Source organism: Paraburkholderia flava (assembly GCF_004359985.1).
Classification (GTDB): Bacteria; Pseudomonadota; Gammaproteobacteria; order Burkholderiales; family Burkholderiaceae; genus Paraburkholderia; species Paraburkholderia flava.
In genome coordinates, this window is the sequence record NZ_SMRO01000001.1 from 2422539 (window position 1) to 2441939 (window position 19401).

18 protein-coding genes are annotated in these 19401 nt (G+C 63.1%); 9 read left to right on the plus strand and 9 right to left on the minus strand.

Going from position 1 to position 19401, the window contains the following annotated elements:
* The first annotated feature begins 8 nt into the window (after window positions 1-8).
* A complete protein-coding gene (locus tag E1748_RS10785) occupies window positions 9-1022 on the plus strand; it encodes an ROK family protein (RefSeq protein WP_133647070.1) in 1014 nt (337 codons plus the stop codon).
* A 2-nt stretch (window positions 1023-1024) separates the two neighbouring features.
* On the opposite strand, the gene E1748_RS10790 is transcribed toward E1748_RS10785, so the two are convergent.
* From E1748_RS10790 to E1748_RS10805, 4 genes are all read right to left on the minus strand, one after another.
* Window positions 1025-1636: a LysE family translocator gene (locus E1748_RS10790; protein WP_133647071.1), complete on the minus strand. Its 612-nt coding sequence runs from the start codon at window positions 1634-1636 to the stop codon at window positions 1025-1027.
* Window positions 1637-1682: 46 nt separating this feature from the next.
* Entirely contained in the window at window positions 1683-2324 is a 642-nt protein-coding gene (locus tag E1748_RS10795; RefSeq protein WP_133647072.1) for a VTT domain-containing protein, read from the minus strand.
* A 194-nt stretch (window positions 2325-2518) separates the two neighbouring features.
* Window positions 2519-3580, minus strand: coding sequence for an alkene reductase (locus E1748_RS10800; protein ID WP_133647073.1), 1062 nt, complete (start codon window positions 3578-3580; stop codon window positions 2519-2521).
* A 98-nt stretch (window positions 3581-3678) separates the two neighbouring features.
* Complete coding sequence (locus E1748_RS10805) at window positions 3679-3984, minus strand: ArsR/SmtB family transcription factor (protein WP_133647074.1); 306 nt, start codon at window positions 3982-3984, stop codon at window positions 3679-3681.
* 363 nt (window positions 3985-4347) lie between these two features.
* On the opposite strand from E1748_RS10805, the gene E1748_RS10810 reads away from it, so the two are divergent.
* The gene (locus tag E1748_RS10810) at window positions 4348-5313 is read left to right on the plus strand and encodes a hypothetical protein (RefSeq protein ID WP_133647075.1); all 966 of its coding nucleotides are present in this window, start codon (window positions 4348-4350) and stop codon (window positions 5311-5313) included.
* 21 nt (window positions 5314-5334) lie between these two features.
* Here the strand turns inward: E1748_RS10810 and E1748_RS10815 are convergent, their stop codons facing one another.
* The 5 genes from E1748_RS10815 to kdgD form a co-directional block, all read right to left on the minus strand.
* Window positions 5335-6183, minus strand: a complete 849-nt coding sequence (locus E1748_RS10815) for a helix-turn-helix domain-containing protein (RefSeq protein ID WP_133647076.1) — start codon at window positions 6181-6183, stop codon at window positions 5335-5337.
* 44 nt (window positions 6184-6227) lie between these two features.
* A complete protein-coding gene (locus tag E1748_RS10820; protein WP_133647077.1) occupies window positions 6228-6782 on the minus strand; it encodes a carboxymuconolactone decarboxylase family protein in 555 nt (184 codons plus the stop codon).
* A 347-nt stretch (window positions 6783-7129) separates the two neighbouring features.
* A complete protein-coding gene (locus E1748_RS10825) occupies window positions 7130-7876 on the minus strand; it encodes a glucose 1-dehydrogenase (RefSeq protein ID WP_133647078.1) in 747 nt (248 codons plus the stop codon).
* 193 nt (window positions 7877-8069) lie between these two features.
* On the minus strand, window positions 8070-9425 hold the full coding sequence (locus E1748_RS10830) for an MFS transporter (RefSeq protein ID WP_133647079.1): 1356 nt from the start codon (window positions 9423-9425) through the stop codon (window positions 8070-8072).
* A gap of 241 nt (window positions 9426-9666) precedes the next feature.
* Window positions 9667-10584, minus strand: a complete 918-nt coding sequence (kdgD, locus tag E1748_RS10835; RefSeq protein WP_133647080.1) for a 5-dehydro-4-deoxyglucarate dehydratase — start codon at window positions 10582-10584, stop codon at window positions 9667-9669.
* Between the two features lie 248 nt (window positions 10585-10832).
* On the opposite strand from kdgD, the gene garD reads away from it, so the two are divergent.
* The 7 genes from garD (at window position 10833) to E1748_RS10870 (ending at window position 19250) form a co-directional block, all read left to right on the plus strand.
* Window positions 10833-12422 carry a galactarate dehydratase gene (garD, locus tag E1748_RS10840; RefSeq protein ID WP_133647081.1) on the plus strand — a complete coding sequence of 530 codons (1590 nt, stop codon included), beginning with the start codon at window positions 10833-10835 and terminating at the stop codon, window positions 12420-12422.
* Between the two features lie 162 nt (window positions 12423-12584).
* Entirely contained in the window at window positions 12585-13436 is an 852-nt protein-coding gene (locus E1748_RS10845) for an NAD-dependent epimerase/dehydratase family protein (protein ID WP_133647082.1), read from the plus strand.
* Window positions 13433-14368, plus strand: a complete 936-nt coding sequence (locus E1748_RS10850) for an SMP-30/gluconolactonase/LRE family protein (protein WP_420819298.1) — start codon at window positions 13433-13435, stop codon at window positions 14366-14368. Before E1748_RS10845 ends, E1748_RS10850 begins: the two co-directional genes overlap by 4 nt.
* Before the next feature lie 597 nt (window positions 14369-14965).
* Window positions 14966-15967 (plus strand): TRAP transporter substrate-binding protein, encoded by a 1002-nt coding sequence (locus E1748_RS10855; protein WP_133647083.1) that lies wholly within the window; start codon window positions 14966-14968, stop codon window positions 15965-15967.
* Between the two features lie 104 nt (window positions 15968-16071).
* Complete coding sequence (locus E1748_RS10860; protein WP_133647084.1) at window positions 16072-16551, plus strand: TRAP transporter small permease; 480 nt, start codon at window positions 16072-16074, stop codon at window positions 16549-16551.
* A 7-nt stretch (window positions 16552-16558) separates the two neighbouring features.
* A complete protein-coding gene (locus E1748_RS10865; protein ID WP_133647085.1) occupies window positions 16559-17911 on the plus strand; it encodes a TRAP transporter large permease in 1353 nt (450 codons plus the stop codon).
* Window positions 17912-18044: 133 nt separating this feature from the next.
* On the plus strand, window positions 18045-19250 hold the full coding sequence (locus E1748_RS10870; RefSeq protein ID WP_133647086.1) for a porin: 1206 nt from the start codon (window positions 18045-18047) through the stop codon (window positions 19248-19250).
* Window positions 19251-19401 lie beyond the last annotated feature (151 nt).

Genomic DNA, 19401 nt, shown 5'->3' on the forward strand with positions numbered 1-19401 from the left:
AGACAGGCATGCGATACAACGACAACGACGAAAGTGGGATCGTGGGCGAAGCGGCAGGGAGCGGGGTGCAGGCCAGTGTGGAAAGCGGCGCGGACTTCGTGCTTGCAGTCGACATCGGCGGCACGAAGATCGCGCTAGCCACCGCGACCGGGCAGGGGACGCGGCTCATCGAAACCGAACTGCCGACGCATGCGCAACAGGGCGCCGCACGCGTGATGTCGCGGATGTTCGATGCGGCGCACGCGCTGATCGCACAAACGGCCGCGCGGCATGGAGGCACGCTACGCACGGTCGCGTTCGTCACGCCCGGCATCGTCGAGGCGGACGGCATCAAGCTCGCGCCGAACAATCCGGGGTGGGACACGTTGCCGTTGGTGCGCACGCTGCGCGATGGATTCGGTGATGTCGATATCGCCGTCGAAACCGACGTGAAGGCCGCCGCGCTCGCAGAGGCGCGATGCGGTGCGCTGAAGGGCGTCGAGTGCGCGTTGTATCTGAATCTCGGGACGGGGCTCGCAGCGGCTGCGGTGATCGACGGCAAGGTGCTGCGCGGCGCTCATGGCGCGGCCGGTGAAATCGGTTATCAGCTGCGTGGCGTCCCGGACGAAACGCCGTTCGCCGAAGGCGGTTCGCCGCTCGAGGAGTTCGTGTCCGGCAGTGCGCTGTCGGCGCGTACGAGCGCGTTGCTCGGACGTCCCGTGAGTGCACGCGAAGCGTTCGTGATCGCCGACGACGATGCACGCGTGGCTGCATTGATCGACGACGCATTGCGCGTGCTTGCAGTGCAGATCGCGAACGTTGCGCTGATGTTCGATCCTTCGCGGATCGCGGTGGGCGGCGGGATGGCGCGAGTGCCACGCATTCTCACGGGCATCGAAGCGATGCTCGCGCGCGCGGTGCCGTATCCGCCTGAAGTTGTGCCCGCGGCGTTCGAGCATGGCGCGGCGCTGCAGGGTGCGGTGTTGTGCGCGGTCGATGCGTATGCGGCGGCGCGTTCGAAGCGGACGGCCGCGGTGGCCTGAACTCAGCGCGTCGCGATCGCAGCCGCTGCGCCGGCCATCATCGTCGCGCTGGTCCGGTTGGCGATCTTCACCGCGCGACGGCTCGTCAACAGCGTACGGGCGCGCGACGCGAGCGTCGCCCAAGCGAAATCGACGAACATCAGCACCGCGAGCATCGTCAGCGTCAGCTCGATCCACGCGACCGTGCCGACACGCGACAGATCGATGATCGTCGGCAGCAGTGCGAGATAAAAAACCATAATTTTTGGATTTCCGAGCGTCACCATCAAACCGGCGACGAACATGCGCCACGGCGACTGACCGCTCGGCAGCGAATTTTCATGGACGTCGGCCGGCGCGAACCACATCTTCCACGCGAGAAACAGCAGGTACGCGACACCCGCGAACTTCACGACGATGAATACCATCGCGAACGTGTGTGCGATCACCGCGAGACCCGCGACCGCGCACGTCAGCCACAGTGCTTCGCCGAGCCACATCGCGGCGAGGAACGGCAGTACGTCGCGCAGACCGTTCGTCAGCACGCGCGCGACGAGCGCCGCGATGCTCGGCCCCGGTGAACCGGCCGCGACGATCAGCGCGAGTGCGAATACCAGCAGACCGGATAACGCCATGAATGCCTCCGTGTTCGAACGAAATTGCGTGGGTTACGAGACTGCGTTATGCGCGCGGCCGGCTGGTACGCCGCACCGCACGCCACAACGCGCTGACCACCAGCGAACCGACGCCGAGTGCCACGCCCAGCAGTACGATCGAGCTCATATGATCGCGCACCAGCGGCACGTTGCCAAACAGATAGCCGGCCGCGACCAGCGAGCCGATCCACAGTGCCGCGCCGGCGCTGACGTACGACACGAAACGCGCGAACGTCATCCGCGATACGCCGGCGACGAACGGCGCGAACGTGCGCACGACCGCGATAAACGGCGATGCGAGAAACGTGAGTCCACCGCGTGCTTCATAAAACGTATGGGCACGCCGCAGCGCATTGCGGTCGAGCCAGCGGGACTGCGACGTATAAACGGTTTCGCCGATCGCGCGTCCGATTCCATAGCAAACGATGCTGCCCGCGACCGTCGCCACAAACAGCACCGGCGTGACGATCCATACGTTCAGCGCGCCGGTCGCGGCAAACGCGCCGCAGATGAAGATCAGCGGATCGCCGGGCAGGAAAAACAGTGGCAGCAGGCCGATCTCGACGAACACGACCGCGAACAGCATCGCGTACACGGCCGTGCCGTATTGCGCGATCAGGCTGCCGAGATTGCGGTCGAAGTGCAGCACGAGATTCAGCAGATGCATAAGGGGTTCCGCAGTGGGGGATGACGGGGTGGTGAGCGCAGTGTAGTCGGCATTGCGGGCGGGCGTCGAGAGGTCGTGTACTACGTCGGGCGATGCGGCTCACCGGGGCAGTCGTGCAAACAAAAACGCGGGGGCGCCACCGGAACATTGTCCGTTGACGCCCGCCGCGTTCGCTACAGCAAGACAGCCTTCGATCAGTCCGTCGTTTCGAGCGCCGGGTAATCGACGTAGCCCGTTTCGCCACGCGCATAGTACGTCGAAGGATTCGGCTCGTTCAGCGGCGCATCGAGTTCGAAGCGTCGCGGCAGATCCGGGTTCGCGATGAACAGCTGGCCCCATGCGACCGCATCGGCTTCGCCTGCGTCGAGCACGCGTTGCGCGCTTTCCTTCGTGAACTTTTCGTTCACGATGTACGGGCCGCCGAAGGCCTGCTTCAGCAACGGGCCGAGACGATCGTCGGCGACGTGTTCGCGTGCCGCGATGAACGCGATCTTGCGCTTGCCGAGTTCGCGAGCAACATAACCGAAGGTTTCAGCCGGAGTGGAATCGCCCATCGAGTGCGAATCGCGACGCGGTGCCAGATGCACGCCGACACGGTCCGCGCCCCACACATCGATGCTCGCATCGGTGACTTCGAGCAGCAGACGTGCGCGGTTTTCGATCGAACCGCCGTATTCGTCTGTGCGATGGTTCGTGCTGTCCTGCAGGAACTGGTCGAGCAGATAGCCGTTTGCGCCGTGCACTTCGACGCCGTCGAAGCCTGCTGCCTTCGCGTTTTCCGCGCCCTTGCGGTACGCCGCGACGATGCCGGGGATTTCCGACAGATCGAGTGCGCGCGGCGTTACGTATTCACGCTGCGGACGTACAAGACTGACGTGGCCGTGCGCGGCGATTGCGCTCGGTGCGACCGGCAGTTCGCCGTTCAGGAACAGCGGGTCGGAGATGCGGCCCACGTGCCACAGCTGCAGGAAGATCAAGCCGCCTTCGGCATGCACGGCTTCCGTGACGAGCTTCCAGCCTTCGACCTGCTCCTGCGACCAGATGCCCGGCGTTTCGGCGTAACCGACGCCTTGCGGCGTCACGGACGTCGCTTCGCTGATGATCAGACCCGCCGATGCGCGTTCGGCGTAGTAGCGCGCCATCAATGCGTTCGGCACGCGTTCTTCGCCGGCGCGTTGACGCGTGAGCGGCGCCATGATGACGCGGTTCGGCAACGTGAGGTCGCCAATCTTGAGAGGATCGAAAAGTGTCGGCATAGCTATTCACCCATGCTGGCGAACCGGTGGTCCGCCGCTATCAAAACAACAAAACAACGTAAGGGAAGAGCGCCGCTCGTTGATTCGCGGCACCCGGGTCAAAGATCCGAGTTCATGTGTTCGAGAAAGGCTGCGATGACCGGCTCGTTGCGCTTGAAAAACACCCACTGGCCGACGCGTTTCGACGTGACCAGTTCGGCGCGCTGCAACGCGGCCAGATGCGCCGACACGGTGGACTGCGACAGACCGCAACGCGCGTCGATCTGACCCGCGCATACGCCGTGTACGTGCGGAAATTCCTGATCGGGGAAGTGCGTCAACGGTTCGCGCAACCACGCAAGAATCTCGCGGCGCATCGGATTGGCGAGCGCCTTGTGAATCGCGTCGATGTCGATCTTCGTCATTGCCGGATCTCGGGCCCATGAACTGCGGAGCAGATCCGTAGCCGGAGGCCCGGATGTCTGCATCGCTTCAGGACGAATCATATATCGTAAATTGACGATATTCGAAAAGGCACTGTTGTGGGTGTGGGGATAGGGTTATCCCTATGAAAGGTTTGAGGTGCGCTTTGTTTCTGATGACGATCTCGATCCGCTCCGTTCATCGTCAGGAGAGCGACGGAAAACTATCGTCAGGTTGCCCAGGTTTACTGTTATGTACCTCTTCGGGTTTACCGACGCGCCTTCGTGTCGACGTAAAGCCGCGCCAACGATAGGACTACGATCGGATCGTCTGGAGTAATCAGTCTGCAACCAAAGGATCCGCGCATGTCTCGTATCAATAGTTTTTCGCCGGGCAATTCCGGCATCGGCCATTTGCCCGAGCACGCGCCGCAAACCGAAGGCGGTCGCAATGCTTCCCGATCGTCGCCTGCATTGCAGCGTTCCGGCGTGTTTGCAGGGGCGCCCCCTGTGCCGCCGAAGCCGCCGGGGTGGCAGAGCCAGGGTTCGCCCAGGCGCAGTGCATCGCTGCCGAACATGGCGCCTCCGCCCGTACCGGAAAAGCCGCTGGAATTGCGGCAGGAACTGGCCGCCCAGTTTGGTCGGCCGATGCCGGGCAATGGACCGGCCTTGAACAACCGGCCGCCGTCGTTGCCACCGAAGCCGCAGACGCTGCCCTATCCCTCTGGGTCGACGTCTGGAGGGCATCTGCAGATGCCGAGCATGCCCGAGTACCAATCGATGCCGCAACGCCCGGCAAATGCGATGTCCCATCCGTCGCAGGCGCAGCAGCGACCGCCTGCGTATCAACCGCCGCCGCCGCGCTGGGAGCGGCCTGCCAGCCCTGCGTCGACGAACACGTATGCGAGTTCGCGGCCTCAGTCGTCGTTTTATCAGCAGTCTCAACACGGCAGTACGACGTCGGTGGCCAGCAGCGCGTCGAGCCAGAGCTCGTACTATTCCAGGCTCTCGCTCAATCAATCTGCCCACAGCAGTACCAGTTCGCTGGCCAGCACGACGTCGAATCACAGTAGCCGGCCGACGCATACCGCACCCAGGCCGGGCAAGCCCGTTGCGCAGTCACAGCCGCAGCCGTCCAGCAGCGGGACGTCCGGGAAGACAAGTATGTTCGGGAAACTGAAGGGTAAATTGCAGGCGAAACTGGATGAGTTCAACGAGATGCATGGGTCGTCGTCGGGCCGCAAGTCGCGTATCGACGGCTATTCGAACAGCTCGGGGTCGTCGGAGCAGTTGACGGGGGGGTACGGCGATGGCCGTTGGGATCGTCGTTAGTTCTGCGCGATAACCGCTTGTCTACTTCGCGGTGGCCCGATCGGCAAGCAGTTGCAGATGCCGCGCCTCGGTCGCATCGTCGGCAGGAAACATGCATTCGATGCGCAACTCCTGCGCGGCGATCGTTTCCGGCGTGCCGACGCTCGTCACCATCGAGAAGTAGTTGAGCACGATGCCGTCCTTGACGAAGCCGAGCGGAACCACCGGCATCGTCGGTGCGCTGGAGGACGACGTGCCGCGCGATTTCCAGTCGCGCGGCACGTCGGGGTAGGCCAGCAGTTCGTCGAGCAGACGACCCGTCCCCGCATCGATCACCCGGCCCACCGATTCGCGATACACACGTTGCAGCAGGCTGCGCGACACGCTGTCCCAATCGGCGACGAACGGGCGCAAGCCCTGCGGATCGAAGACCAGATGCAGCATGTTGCGTGGCCCCGTGCGGGCGGCCATATCGATGAAGCAGTTGAAAAAGCGTGGCGCTGCGTCGTTCGTCATCAGCACGTTCCAGTGACGGTCCAGCACGATCGCCGGAAAGGGCTCGTGCTGGCGTATCACGCGTTCGAGCGCGCGGACGACGCCCTGCATTTCCTGCGCATTCCACGGCGCGTCCGGATAGAGCGGCGCGTAACCCGCAGCGAGTAGCAGCGCATTGCGCTCGCGCAGCGGGACGTCGAGCGTTTGCGCGATGTCGAGGATCGTCTGCCGCCCCGGCACGCTGCGTCCGCTTTCGATAAAACTGATCTGACGTTGCGAGACGCCTGCGTCGAGTGACAGCGCAAGCTGACTCACGCCGCGCACGTCCCGCCAGTAACGCAGCAGCTCGCCGAGTTCGTGGGCTGGAGATTTCTGTTGGGACGGTGCGGCGTTCATCTGGCTTTCTCCTGGTGTTTCGCGCGTGCCTTCGCGTGACTTCGTTACGCGGGAGCCTGCCACGCGAACTCTGCGAACATCGATTCGAGCGGCGGTTGGGTCACGCTGCCTGCATAGTTCGTGATCGTCGATGCGGCGACCACACCGATGACCTCGAGTACCTGCTCGGCGTTGAACCCCGCGTCGAGAAAACGCTGCTGGTCTGCTGCCGAAATGCGGCCGCGTTTCTCGATCAACGTGCGCGCCAGCAACGACATCGCTGCGAGCTTTGCATCGCCGGGCAGCTTGCCGCGCCGGATCGCATCGACGTCGGCACGCTGAACGTCCTGCTTCAGCGCGAGCGCAGAGTGAAACGCGACGGCCCACTCGCATTCGTTCGTGACGGCGTTGGTCAGCAGCAGCGTCTGGATTTGCTGCTCCGTCAGACTGCCGCCATGCACGCGTTGAAACAGCCCGATGAATCCGTTGATCAGCACCGGCGACGCAGCCATCGCGCCTGCGATGTTCGGAATCATGCCGAACACCTCGTTCAATTGCTTCAGGACGGGCTTCGATTGCTCGGGTGCGGATGTGAGCGTATGAACGGGATAGGTTGCCATGGTATCTCCTCGAGAGTGAACGCGACCGGATTGGTGACGCGATGGACGAAGAGTAGGCGTGGCGATGCAGTGCGCCAATTACATGCGATGTAATCGGGAAGCGGATGGGGAATGCGGGGTTGATGCGGGAGTGGTAATCCCGTTGCTCGAGCGACGCCGTGTCGGCAGAGGTTTTTCGTCGTTGATGGCGAAGCGTTCGGTAACGCGCGTAAAACGGGCTCGCATTGGATTGCGAGCCCGTTTCGTCCGTGGCGCTACATGGATCGGCAAGACGGGCGAAACATCACCCGTTGCTCTTCGTCAGGTACGCACCGCCAGTCTTGCGCGATGCGCAAGAGCTTGCGTCATTACCGCATGCCGCCGCTCGCGACAAGCTGTTCGCCGGTCAACCAGCGCGCGTCGTCGGATGCGAGAAACACGGCGATCGATGCGATATCGTCCGGTTGACCCGAGCGGCCCAGCGGCGTATTCGAAAGCGCCCATGCCTCCATGTCCGAACCGACGATGCCCGCAGTATGCGTGCCTTCGGTGATCACGACGCCGGGGTTGATCGTGTTGACGCGAATCTTGCGCGGCCCGAGTTCGCGTGCAAGCACGCCGCTGATTGCGTCGACGGCGCCTTTCGTGCCGGTGTAGACAGCGCTCGTCGCCGGCGTAACGCGGGTTACCGCCGAGCTGATGTTGATGATGCTCGCGCCTTCGCCGAGATGCTTTGCTGCTGCCTGTGTCGTGAGCAGCACGCCCAGCACGTTCGTATCGAACTGTTTGCGATAGTGCGCTTCGGTGATTTCTTCGAGCGGCGCAAATTCGTAGATGCCGGAATTGTTGACGAGGATGTCGAGGCGGCCATACGTTTCGACAGCCGTATTGACGATGCCTTGTGCATCGGCGGCCTTCGACACATCGCCTGCTACTGCAACGGCCTTACCGTCGGCCGCCGTAATCGCTGCGACGACCGCATCGGCGCCCGCCTTGCTGGTCGCGTAGTTCACGACTACCGAAGCACCTTCCGCCGCGAGTGCCTTCGCGATGCCGGCTCCGATACCTTTCGATGCGCCTGTAACGACTGCCACTTTGCCTGTGAGCTTGCTCATGATCCATTCCTTCGATGTAGATTCGTAATTGACCGGGACCGGTGCCGCCGCGCAAGCAGCGCTGGGCAGCAACCGGAGACGATACGAATGTAGGCATTTCGTCGAAGGGGATAAAGCGGCTCGAAACGAATTGAGTTGCGGGATCAGCCGAACAATCGAACCAGGCGAATCAGATCAGAGGATTCAAGACGCTTCACCCGTGGCGCAGCTCGACCCGCCGGATATCCTTCACGATCACGAGGTAGCTGACCACGGTGAGCAGCGCGTTCAGTCCGACGAACACCAGTGCGCCGTTGAACGAACCGGTCTTCGCGACCAGATAGCCGATCACGATCGGCGTGACGATGCCTGCGACGTTGCCGAACATGTTGAAGATCGCACCGGACAGGCCGAGCGCTTCTTTCGGCGACGTGTCCGCGACCACGGCCCAACCGAGTGCGCCGATGCCCTTGCCGAAGAACGCGAGCGACATCAGTGCCACGACGATCCAGTCCGTCGACACATAGTTGCAGCCGATCACACACGTCGACAACAACATCCCGCCGACGATCGGCACCTTGCGTGCGAGCGTCAGCGAATGGCCGCGACGGATCAGCCAGTCGGACAGAATGCCGCCGAGCACACCGCCGGAAAATCCGCAGATCGCCGGCAGCGACGCGACGAGGCCTGCGTGCAGGATCGTCATGCCGCGCGCCTGCACGAGGTAGATCGGAAACCACGTCAGGAAGAAATACGTCAGCACGTTGATGCAGTACTGCGCGAGATAAACGCCGACCAGCATCCGGTTGCTCAGCAGCTGACGCACCAGCGACCAGCCACCGGTTTTCGCCGTGTCGGGTTCGCTGCTTTGCCGCTGTCCGCTGACGAGCCCGCCACCCTGTTCGATGTACTCGAGTTCGGCTTTCGATACGCGCGGGTGATCGGCGGGATTCTTCATCACCTTCAACCACGTTACTGCGAACACGAAACCGATCGCACCCAGCACGAGGTACACCGAGTGCCAGCCGAACATATGCGTGAGCCACGCCATCAGCGGCGTGAAGATGACGGCCGCGAAGTACTGCGCCGCGTTGAAGATCGCCGACGCGGTGCCGCGTTCGTTGGTCGGGAACCATGCGGCCACGACCTTAGCATTCCCAGGGAACGCCGGCGATTCGGCCGCGCCCATTGCGAAGCGCAACCCGAACAGCACGGTCACCGCGGCTGCCGCACTGCCGAGCAGACCGATCGAGCTTTGCAGCAGCGTGAACAGCGACCACAGGAAAATACTCACGGCGTAGACACGCCGCGCACCGAAGCGATCGAGCAGCCAGCCGGCCGGCAATTGCGACAGCACGTAGGCCCAGCTGAACGCGGAGAAAATGTAGCCGAGCTTGATCGCGTCGAAGCCGAACTCGGCGCGCATCGCGGAGCCGGTCACCGACAGCGTCGCGCGGTCCGCGTAATTCAGCGTCGTGATCAGGAAGACCAGCAGCAGGATCCCGTAGCGGACGCGGGTGCGTGTCGTGGCGGCGTTCGCCGCGCGACTCGCCGTACGGCTCATTTCCATGATCGTCTCCGGAAGCTTTTTTGTGTGTGCGAGGGGGGCGGACGTTCAGGCTTCGCGCCGCGGATTTATCCGCAGCCTCATGCGCGGGGTGACAACGCGGTTCGCGAGGCCCGCACAAGCACCGAAACACCCGGCAAGACGACGATGCGCGGACGCGCGTCGCATTGCGATGCACGCGGCCGCATCCGCCGCCGCGTGCATGAATACATCGCCGCAGCGTTACTGCGGCGTCATTGCCGCTTTACTGCGCGCCCAGCGACTTGATCAGCACGTCGAGCATGCCGAGCTCTTCTTCGGTCAGATCGGTCAGCGGCGCACGCACCGGACCCGCATCGCGGCCGACCAGCTTCGCGCCGGCCTTCACGATGCTGACCGCGTAGCCCGCGCGACGATTGCGGATCGCGAGGTACGGCAGGAAGAATTCGTCGAGCAGCTTGTTGGTGGTTGCGTGATCGTGTGCGGCAATCGCGCGGTAGAACTCCATCGCGGTCTTCGGAATGAAGTTGAACACCGCCGACGAGTAAACCGGCACGCCGAGCGCCTTGTACGCGGCTGCGTAGACTTCCGCGGTCGGCAGGCCGCCGAGGTACGAGAAGCGGTCGCCGAGACGACGGCGGATCGACACCATGTTCTCGATTTCGCCGACGCCGTCCTTGAAGCCGATCAGGTTAGGGCAGCGGTCCGCGAGACGTTCGAGCGTGTCCGCGTTCAGCTTCGAGTTCGCGCGGTTGTAGATGATCACGCCCATATCGGGCACCGACTTGCAGACTTCCTCGGCGTGGATCGCGATGCCTTCGAGGCTGGCTTCGGTCAGGTAGTGCGGCATCAGCAGGACGCCGTTCGCGCCGTGGCGTTGCGCTTCCTGCGCATACGCGATCGCGACGCGCGTCGGGCCGCCCGCACCGGCGATGATCGGCACCTTGCCCTTGCAGACCGCGCTCGCGGTGCGCACGACCTGCGAGTAGTCGTCGTGCGTCAGCGAGAAGAATTCACCCGTGCCGCCTGCGACGAACAGCGCCGATGCGCCGTACGGCGCGAGCCATTCGAGGCGGCCGGCGTAGGTGTCGGCGCGGAATTCGCCCTGCGCGTCGAAGTCGGTAACGGGGAAGGACAGAAGGCCTTCGGAAACGATCTGCTTCAGTTCCTGCGGTGTCGTCATGGTAAGTATCCTGGTGTGGCTCGAAACAAGACTCGGCAATGAAAGATAAGAAGAGGTGATTTCTTATATGTCATCGTACAACAAGGATTGGGCGAACTCAACGCTAATTTGCGGCATAATGCCGGCCATAGGGTAAATACGGGACGTGTCCGGTTCACCGTGTGTTGTAGGATGACGTATGAATGTCTCGCGCGACCGGCGCGAGACGCCGGCGCGCGCCGTTGCGCCGCCACCGACGGATCGATGCAATGGAACACTCACCGCTCTACATTCGCGTTCACCCCAACGACAACGTCGCGATCGTCGTCAACGACGGCGGCCTGGGCGAGGGCGCGGTATTTCCCGACGGTCTCGCGTTGCGCGAGCGCGTGCCGCAAGGGCACAAGGTCGCACTGACGGATCTCGCCGAAGGCGACGAGGTCGTCCGCTACAACGTCGTGATCGGCTACGCGCTGAAGGCGCTGCCGAAGGGCAGCTGGATCAACGAGCACGTGATCCGCATGCCGAGCCCGCCCGGTCTCGAGGATCTGCCGATCGCCACCGTGCGCGCGCCGGACATGCCGCCGCTCGACGGTTATACGTTCGAAGGCTATCGCAACGCGGACGGCTCGGTCGGCTCGCGCAACATCCTCGCGATCACGACCACCGTGCAATGCGTGGCCGACGTCGTGCAGCACGCGGTCACGCGCATCAAGGCCGAGTTGTTGCCGCGCTATCCGAACGTCGACGATGTCGTGAGTCTGGGCCATACATATGGCTGTGGTGTGGCGATCGACGCGCCCGACGCGATGGTGCCGATCCGCACCGTGCGCAACATCAGCCTGAATCCGAACTTCGGCGGCGAGGTGATGATGGTGAGCCTCGGCTGCGAGAAGCTGCAGCCGGAGCGTCTGATGCCGCCCGGCACGATACCGATCGCGACGGCCGCGAACAGCCCCGAAGTCGCCGACGTCGGTGAGCTGCAAACGGACGGCAACGGCGACGTCGTCGTGTTGCAGGACGATGCGCACGTCGGCTTCCAGTCGATGATCGAATCGATCATGAAGACCGCCGACGGTCATCTGAAACGCCTGAACAATCGCCGTCGCGAGACCTGTCCGGCAGCCGACCTCGTCGTCGGCGTGCAGTGCGGCGGCAGCGATGCGTTCTCCGGATTGACCGCGAATCCCGCAGTCGGCTTCGCGACCGATCTGCTCGTGCGTGCCGGCGCGACCGTGATGTTCTCCGAGGTCACCGAGGTGCGCGACGGCGTCGATCAGTTGACCGCACGCGCAGCCAACGCGGATGTCGCAGCGGCGATCATCCGCGAGATGCAGTGGTACGACGATTATCTGAAACGCGGCGGCGCGGATCGCAGCGCGAACACGACGCCGGGCAACAAGAAGGGCGGCCTGTCGAACATCGTCGAGAAGGCGATGGGTTCGATCATCAAGTCGGGCAACTCGGCGATCTCGGGCGTGCTGTCGCCTGGCGAAAAGGTCCGGCAGAAAGGGCTGATCTACGCGGCGACGCCCGCGAGCGATTTCATCTGCGGCACGCTGCAGCTCGCGGCGGGCATCAACCTGCATGTGTTCACGACCGGTCGCGGCACGCCGTATAGTCTCGCGGAAGTGCCGGTCATCAAGGTCGCGACACGTTCCGATCTGGCGCGCCGCTGGCATGACCTGATGGACATCGACGCGGGCACGATTGCGACCGGCGCTGCGAGCATCGAGGACGTGGGCTGGGAACTGTTCCGTCTGATGCTCGACATCGCGAGCGGGCGCAAGGAGACGTGCGCGGAGAAGCTCAAGCTGCACAACGCGCTGGTGCTGTTCAATCCCGCGCCGGTGACCTGAGGCCTGAGGCCGCAGTGTCGAATGCGCGGTGAGCATGCGATCGCGATGCATCGCAATGACGCAACCACATACGAACGACGCTGGCCGGATCGCGGATCGCATCACCTCCGATGCCCGACCTCCACCAGCCTGAAATCATCATTGAACGACTGACGAAAAGACATGACCGATTCGAATCCCAACAGCGCTGAGCGCACCGCCGCATCGAAGCCGTTCCGGCGCATCCTGCTGACCGGCGCGGCCGGCAACCTGGGCCAGCAAATGCGCGGCGCGCTCGCCGCGTGGGCGGACGTGGTCCGCGTGAGCGACATCGCTTCGCTCGGCGACGTGGCCGCGCACGAAGAAGCGGTCGTCGCCGATCTGGCCGATTGCGATGCGGTGCATGCGCTGCTCGAAGGCGTCGACGCGGTCGTGCATCTCGGCGGCATTTCGGTCGAGGCGCCGTTCGAAGATCTGATCGAAGCGAATATCCGCGGACTGTACAACCTGTATTCGTCGGCGCAGAAGCATGGTGTGCGGCGCATCGTTTACGCAAGCTCGAATCACGCGGTGGGTTTTCATCCGACCACCACGGTCGTCGATGTCGATGCGCCGCTGCGTCCGGATAGTCTGTACGGCGTGACCAAGTGCTTCGGTGAATCGCTGTCGCGCTACTACTTCGATCGCTTCGGTCTCGAGACGGTGTGTCTGCGGATCGGTTCGTCGTTCGAGCAGCCGAAGAACGCGCGCATGCTCGTTACGTATCTGAGCTATCGCGACTTCATCGAACTCGTGCGCTGCTCGCTGTTCACGAATCGCGTCGGTCACGCGATCGTGTACGGCGTGTCGGATAACCGCACGAAGTGGGTCGACAACACGAAGGCCGCGTTCCTCGGCTTCCGGCCGCAGGATAGCTCCGAGCAGTTCGAGCATCTGTTCCCCGCCGGCGCACCGACCGCCGATCTCGACGATCCGACGCAGCACTATCAGGGCGGCGCATTCGTGCTGGCTGGCCCGATGGAGCCGAAGCAGTGAGCGTGGGTTCCGGCTTGAAGGCGGAACGCGTCGAAGCGGCGGGGAATCTGCCGGCAGCGGTCGGCGAGAGTCCGGTGTGGCGTGCCGCAGAGGGCGCGTTGTACTGGGTCGACATTCCGGCGCGCAAGATCGTGCGGCTGCAGGTAGAGCGCGGCGAGCGCAGCGAATGGGTGTTGCCGGAGAAGGTCGCATGCATTGCGTTCGATCGCGACGGCAACGTGCTCGCCGGTTGCGAGAGCGGGCTTTTCGCGGTGACGCTATCTCCTGTTGCTGCTGTCGTTGCCGACGCGCCAGGCAGCGTGTCGTTCAGAAAACTCGCAGCCCCCGAATTCCCCGCCACCGACATGCGTTTCAACGACGGTCGATGCGATCGTCAGGGCCGCTTCTGGTCAGGCACGATGGTGCAGGACATGTCGGCCGCGCTGCCGGCCGGCTCGCTGTACCGCTTCGACGAACGCGGCGTGCTGTCGGCGCCGGTGATCGACGCGCTGATCGTGCAGAACGGGCTCGCGTGGTCGCCGGACGGCCGCACGATGTATCTGTCCGATTCGCATCCGTTGCGCCGGCTCGTGTGGACCTTCGACTACGACGTCGACGACGGTGTGCCGCACAACCGTCGCGTGTTCGTGGATCTGCATCAACATGTGGGACGACCGGATGGCGCGGCCGTCGATGCCGACGGTTGCTACTGGATCTGTGCGAACGACGCGGGGCGCGTGCTGCGTTTCACACCGCAAGGCGAACTCGATCGCGAGATCGGGCTGCCTGCCGCGAAGCCCGCAATGTGTGCGTTCGGCGGACGCGACCTCGATACGCTGTTCATCACGTCGATCCATCCGGCTACGGGCGCGACCGAGCACGACGGTCATCTGTTCGCGGTGCGCCCAGGCGTGCGCGGGCTGGCCGAGCCTGAATACGCCGGCAGGCTGTAGCCGGCACGCGAGGCGGGCGGGGTGCAGATGGCCCGTCCGCCCGCCTCGTATTGTTATCTCTAATTCATCACTCGTCATACAACAATCGGATGCGCTTTTCTCCGATTAGTACGTGCCGACCAGCAGAGACAAAAAATCTGTCGCGTACGGCCAACACCTATATCAATAAAGCCTTTCGCGCTTGCCCGGCGCATCGCAATACCATCATATTCGACACCATGCGGTCCGGGTAAATACCGTCTGTACAACACTTGGCAGCTTTTATAGACTTCATATGTCGTCGTACAACATACGAGCCCAAACAAATCCCTTTCGCACTTTCGCAGCCGGTGAGTGACCCGGCGTGATGCAGCGGATGGTTTGAACGGGCGTCGGGACGAATAGCGGCAGCTTCGTGGGCGCACTTCACGCGCGAGGCTCACGCCGATGCAGCAAGCAAGAAATCGAGTTGTCCGCGAGCATCGCCGCGCGGCTGTACGGGGAAGTCCGGCAGCGCGGCACGACGAAGTCACGTCGTGCTCGCAGCCGGAGACGCATTCACAACCCTGTTGCAGCATCCGCAATCGATCGGATGGTCCACTTTTAAGGAACGACACGATGAACAACAAGTTCGCCTCTTCCCGTATTTCGCTGGTCGCCGCCGCAACTGCCGTTGCGGTTCTCGCGTTCGGCACGAGTGCCGCGCAGGCGCGCGTGTTCCGCTCGGCCGACGTGCACGGCGATACCTTCCCGACCAACATGGCCGTGAAGTACATGGGAGACGAAATCAGCAAGGCGACCGGCGGCAAGGATTCGATCAAGGTCTTCGGCAACAGCGCACTCGGTTCGGAAAACGACACGGTCGATCAGGTGCGCATCGGCGCGCTCGATATGGCCCGCTGCAACGGCGCCGCATTCAACGAGATCGTGCCCGAATCGATGATCCCGTCGCTGCCGTTCCTGTTCCGCGACATCGATCATTTCCGCAAGGTGATGTACGGCCCGGAAGGCCAGAAGATTCTCGACGCGTTCAAGGCGAAGGGCTTGATCGCGCTGACCTTCTATGAAAGCGGTGCGCGTTCGATCTACGCGAAGAAGGCGGTCAAATCGCCGGCCGACATGAAGGGCCTCAAGGTGCGCGTGCAGCCGTCCGACCTGATGGTCGACGAGATCAAGGCGATGGGCGGCACGCCGACGCCGATGCCGTTCTCCGAGGTCTACACGGGCCTGAAGACGGGCCTCGTCGATGCCGCCGAAAACAATCTGCCGTCCTACGAAGAAACCAAGCACTACGAAGTCGCGAACGTCTATTCGGAAACCGAGCACTCGATGACGCCGGAAGTGCTCGTGTTCTCGAAGAAGGTGTGGGACACGCTGACGCCGCAGGAGCAGGAAATCATCAAGAAGGCAGCCGTCGATTCCGTGCCGTACTACGTGAAGCTGTGGACCGCGCGTGAAGACAACGCCGGCAAGACGGTGACGAAGGGCGGCGCGACGATCATCCCGGCTTCGCAGATCGATCGTGCAGCGTTCGTGAAGGCGATGCAGCCGATCTGGACCAAGTACGAGAAGACGCCGCAGATGAAGCAGATCGTCGACGAAATCCAGGCGATCAAATAAGGACCGGGGAACCGGAGCGCCCGATCAAGGCCGGCAGCGATTGCCGGCCTTGCCGTGCGCGGGTTCCGCAGGCCTGAGGTCTGCGGCATGCAAGGATGGGGTCAATGAAATTCATCAAACGCCCGAACGATTTTCTGTTTCAGATGCTGGTCGTCATCGCGTCGCTGAGTCTGGCCGCGTTGTGCCTGATCGTGATTTACGGCGTCGTGATGCGCTACGTATTCAACGACGCGCCCGATTTCGTCGAGCCGATCGCATTGTTGCTGGTGATCGCGATCGCGATGTTCGGCGCTGCGCTGAAGGTGCGCGAGGGCGGTCACATCGGGCTCGATTCGCTCGTCAAGAAACTGCCGCCGAAGGGACAGGTGCTCGCGGAAGGGTTCCAGCACCTCTGCCTGATCACGCTCGCGGTGGCGATTTTCTTCGGCTGTCTGGAGATGGCGGAAACCACGATCGACGACCGCATTCCGATTCTCGGTTTGCCCGAAGCATTGCGTTACCTGATTCCGATCATCGCGAGTGTCTGCATGGCGATGTTCTCGCTCGAGCATCTGCTGTCGCTCTTCGTCAAGCATCAAAAATAGAAAGAACATGGAACTTGCCATTCTCGCCCTCAGTTTTCTTGTCTTCCTCGTTCTTGGGGTTCCGGTTTCGTTCGCGTTGGGGCTGTCGTGCGTATTGACCTATCTGTATGAAGGTCTGCCGGCCGCGACCGCGATGCAGTCGATGATTTCCGGCATGAACGCATTCTCGTTCCTTGCCGTGCCGTTCTTCATCTTCTCCGGCGAGCTGATGCTGCACGGCGGGATCGCGGACCGCATCCTGCGGTTTGCGCAGGCCGCGGTCGGTCATTTCCGCGGTGGTCTCGGGATGGCCAACGTGGTTGCGTGCACGTTGTTCGGCGGCGTGTCGGGTTCGCCTTCGGCCGATACGTCGGCGATGGGCGGTGTCGTGATTCCGCTGATGAAGCGCGAAGGCTACAGCGCGGCGTACGCGGTGAACGTGACGACGCACTCGTCGCTCGCCGGCGCGCTGATGCCGACGTCGACCAACATGATCATCTACGCGTTCGCTGCGCAGGGTATCGCAGGCACGCTGCACGGCCAGCAGATGAGCGGTGTGTCGATCGGCGATCTGCTGTTCTCCGGCCTGCTGCCGGTGATGTGGGTGATGGGCTTCGTGCTGCTCGCCGCGTACTGGCAGGCGGTGCGTTACGGCTATCCGCGCCGTCCCGACGGTTCGACCGAACTACAGCGCTTTCCGGGCTGGCTGGCGGTGGGGCGCACGTTCCTCGGCGCGGTGCCGGGGCTGACCGTGATCGCGATCATCCTGGTGTGCGTCGCGAAGGGGATTGCGACCGCCACCGAGGCCGCGGCGATCGCCGTCGGGTATTCGCTGATCCTGACCACCTTCGTGTACCGCACGATGACCCGGGAGAAGCTGTTCCTCGCGCTGTCGAAGGCCGCGAAAACCACCGGTGTCGTGCTGCTGCTGATCGGCGTGTCGAACATGCTGCGTTTCCAGATGGCCTATCTGGAGATCCCCGGCGCGATCGAGAAGATGCTCGACGGCGCGACCTCGATGCCGTGGCTGATGCTGCTGTACATCAACGTCATTCAGGTGTTCCTCGGCACGTTCGTCGACATGGCCGCGCACATCCTGATCACGACGCCGCTGTTCCTGCCGATGGCGATGCATGCCGGCGTGGGTCCGGTGCAGTTCGGCATCATGATCCTGCTCAACTGCGCGCTGGGACTCGTGCATCCGCCGATCGGCTCGGTGCAGTTCATCGGCTGCGCGATCGGCAATGTATCGATCGGCGAGACGACGAAAGTGGCCTGGCCGTACTACCTCGCCATTTTCAGCGCGATCAACATCGTGACCTACGTGCCGATGTTCTCGACGTGGTTGCCGAGCATCATCAACGGACACCCGGTGTTTTGACGACGGGGTTGCAGTAGCTGGCAGCAGGAATTACAGGAGTTGCAGTAATGGCGGCGCAGTACGCGCCGCGCTTGGATGTCGCGAGGTGGATGTCGTAGGACGAGAATATTTTTCTAAAATAGGAGTACTACAGATGAAGAAGGTCATAGCAACCTCCGCGCTTGGGTTGGTCGCCCTTGGCGCACATGCGCAGAGCAGCGTGACGCTCTACGGGATCGTCGATACGGGCATCGGCTACCAGAGCAGCCAGACGTCGACGCTCGGAGCGACGTCCGGCGGCCACTCGTCGGTGAAGATGATCAACGGCGTCTGGGCCGGCAGCCGGTTCGGTTTGAAGGGCGGCGAGGATCTGGGCGGCGGTACGAAGGCGATCTTCCAGTTGGAAGAAGGCTTCAACAGCGCGACCGGCGCACAGTCGACCACCGGCCTGATGTTCAATCGTCAGGCTTATGTCGGCGTGACGAACCCGACGTACGGTTCGTTCACCGCAGGCCGCCAGTACACGTCGTACTACTCGCTGCTGTCGCCGTATAGCCCGACCACGTGGCTGACCGGCTACTACGGCGCGCATCCGGGCGATATCGATTCTCTCGATACGCTGTACCGCGCGAACAACTCGCTGGTCTATACGTCGCCGAGCATGCACGGTCTGACGGTCAGCGGTTCGTATTCCCTGGGCGGTGTCGCGGGGCGGACGAACGCGGGCTCGACGTGGAGCGCAGCTGTGCAGTACCTGAACGGTCCGCTCGGGATCGCGGCAGGCTTCCAGCGCATCAACAACTCGACGCTCGGCGGCGGCGCGTGGGGTGCGGATTCGACCGCATCGAACGCGGGCGGCGAACCGGCTGTGTCGGGCATCAACAACGGCTACCAGACGGCGCAGGCGCAACAGCGCTTCGCAGTGACGGGCGGCTACGCGTTCAATTCGCAGTGGGACGTGTCGTTCTCGTACTCGAACGTGCAGTACATTCCGGGCACGGGTTCGAAGTTCCACGACACGGCGATCTTCAACACCGCCGGCGCAGTGCTGCACTTCAAGCCGGTCACGGTGCTGGATCTGGCGGCGGGCTACAGCTACACGCGCGCGACGGAATCGAACGGCATCAGCAGCTCGGCCCGTTATCAGCAGTTCAACCTGTCGCAGTACTACAGCCTGTCGAAGCGGACGGGTCTGTACGCGCTCGAAGCGTATCAACGCGCAAGTGGCCAGACGCTCGGCACGAACGGCGCAGGCAACATCATCAATGCGACGGCCGACATCGGCGACGGCATGAACGGCACGCCGGCAACGTCGCGCAGCCAGTTCGCGGCGGGCGTGGGCATCATCCACCGCTTCTAGTCGTGTAGTGGCGTGGCGGCGTCGGTTTGCGGCGCTGCTGCGTCATTGCTTTGATGTTGTTCTCGCGCACGCGAGGGGTATGAAGGAACGGCCGGCATTTATGCCGGCCGTTTTTTATTGGCGGACGCGATCGCTCGTCAGGACAGGTTTG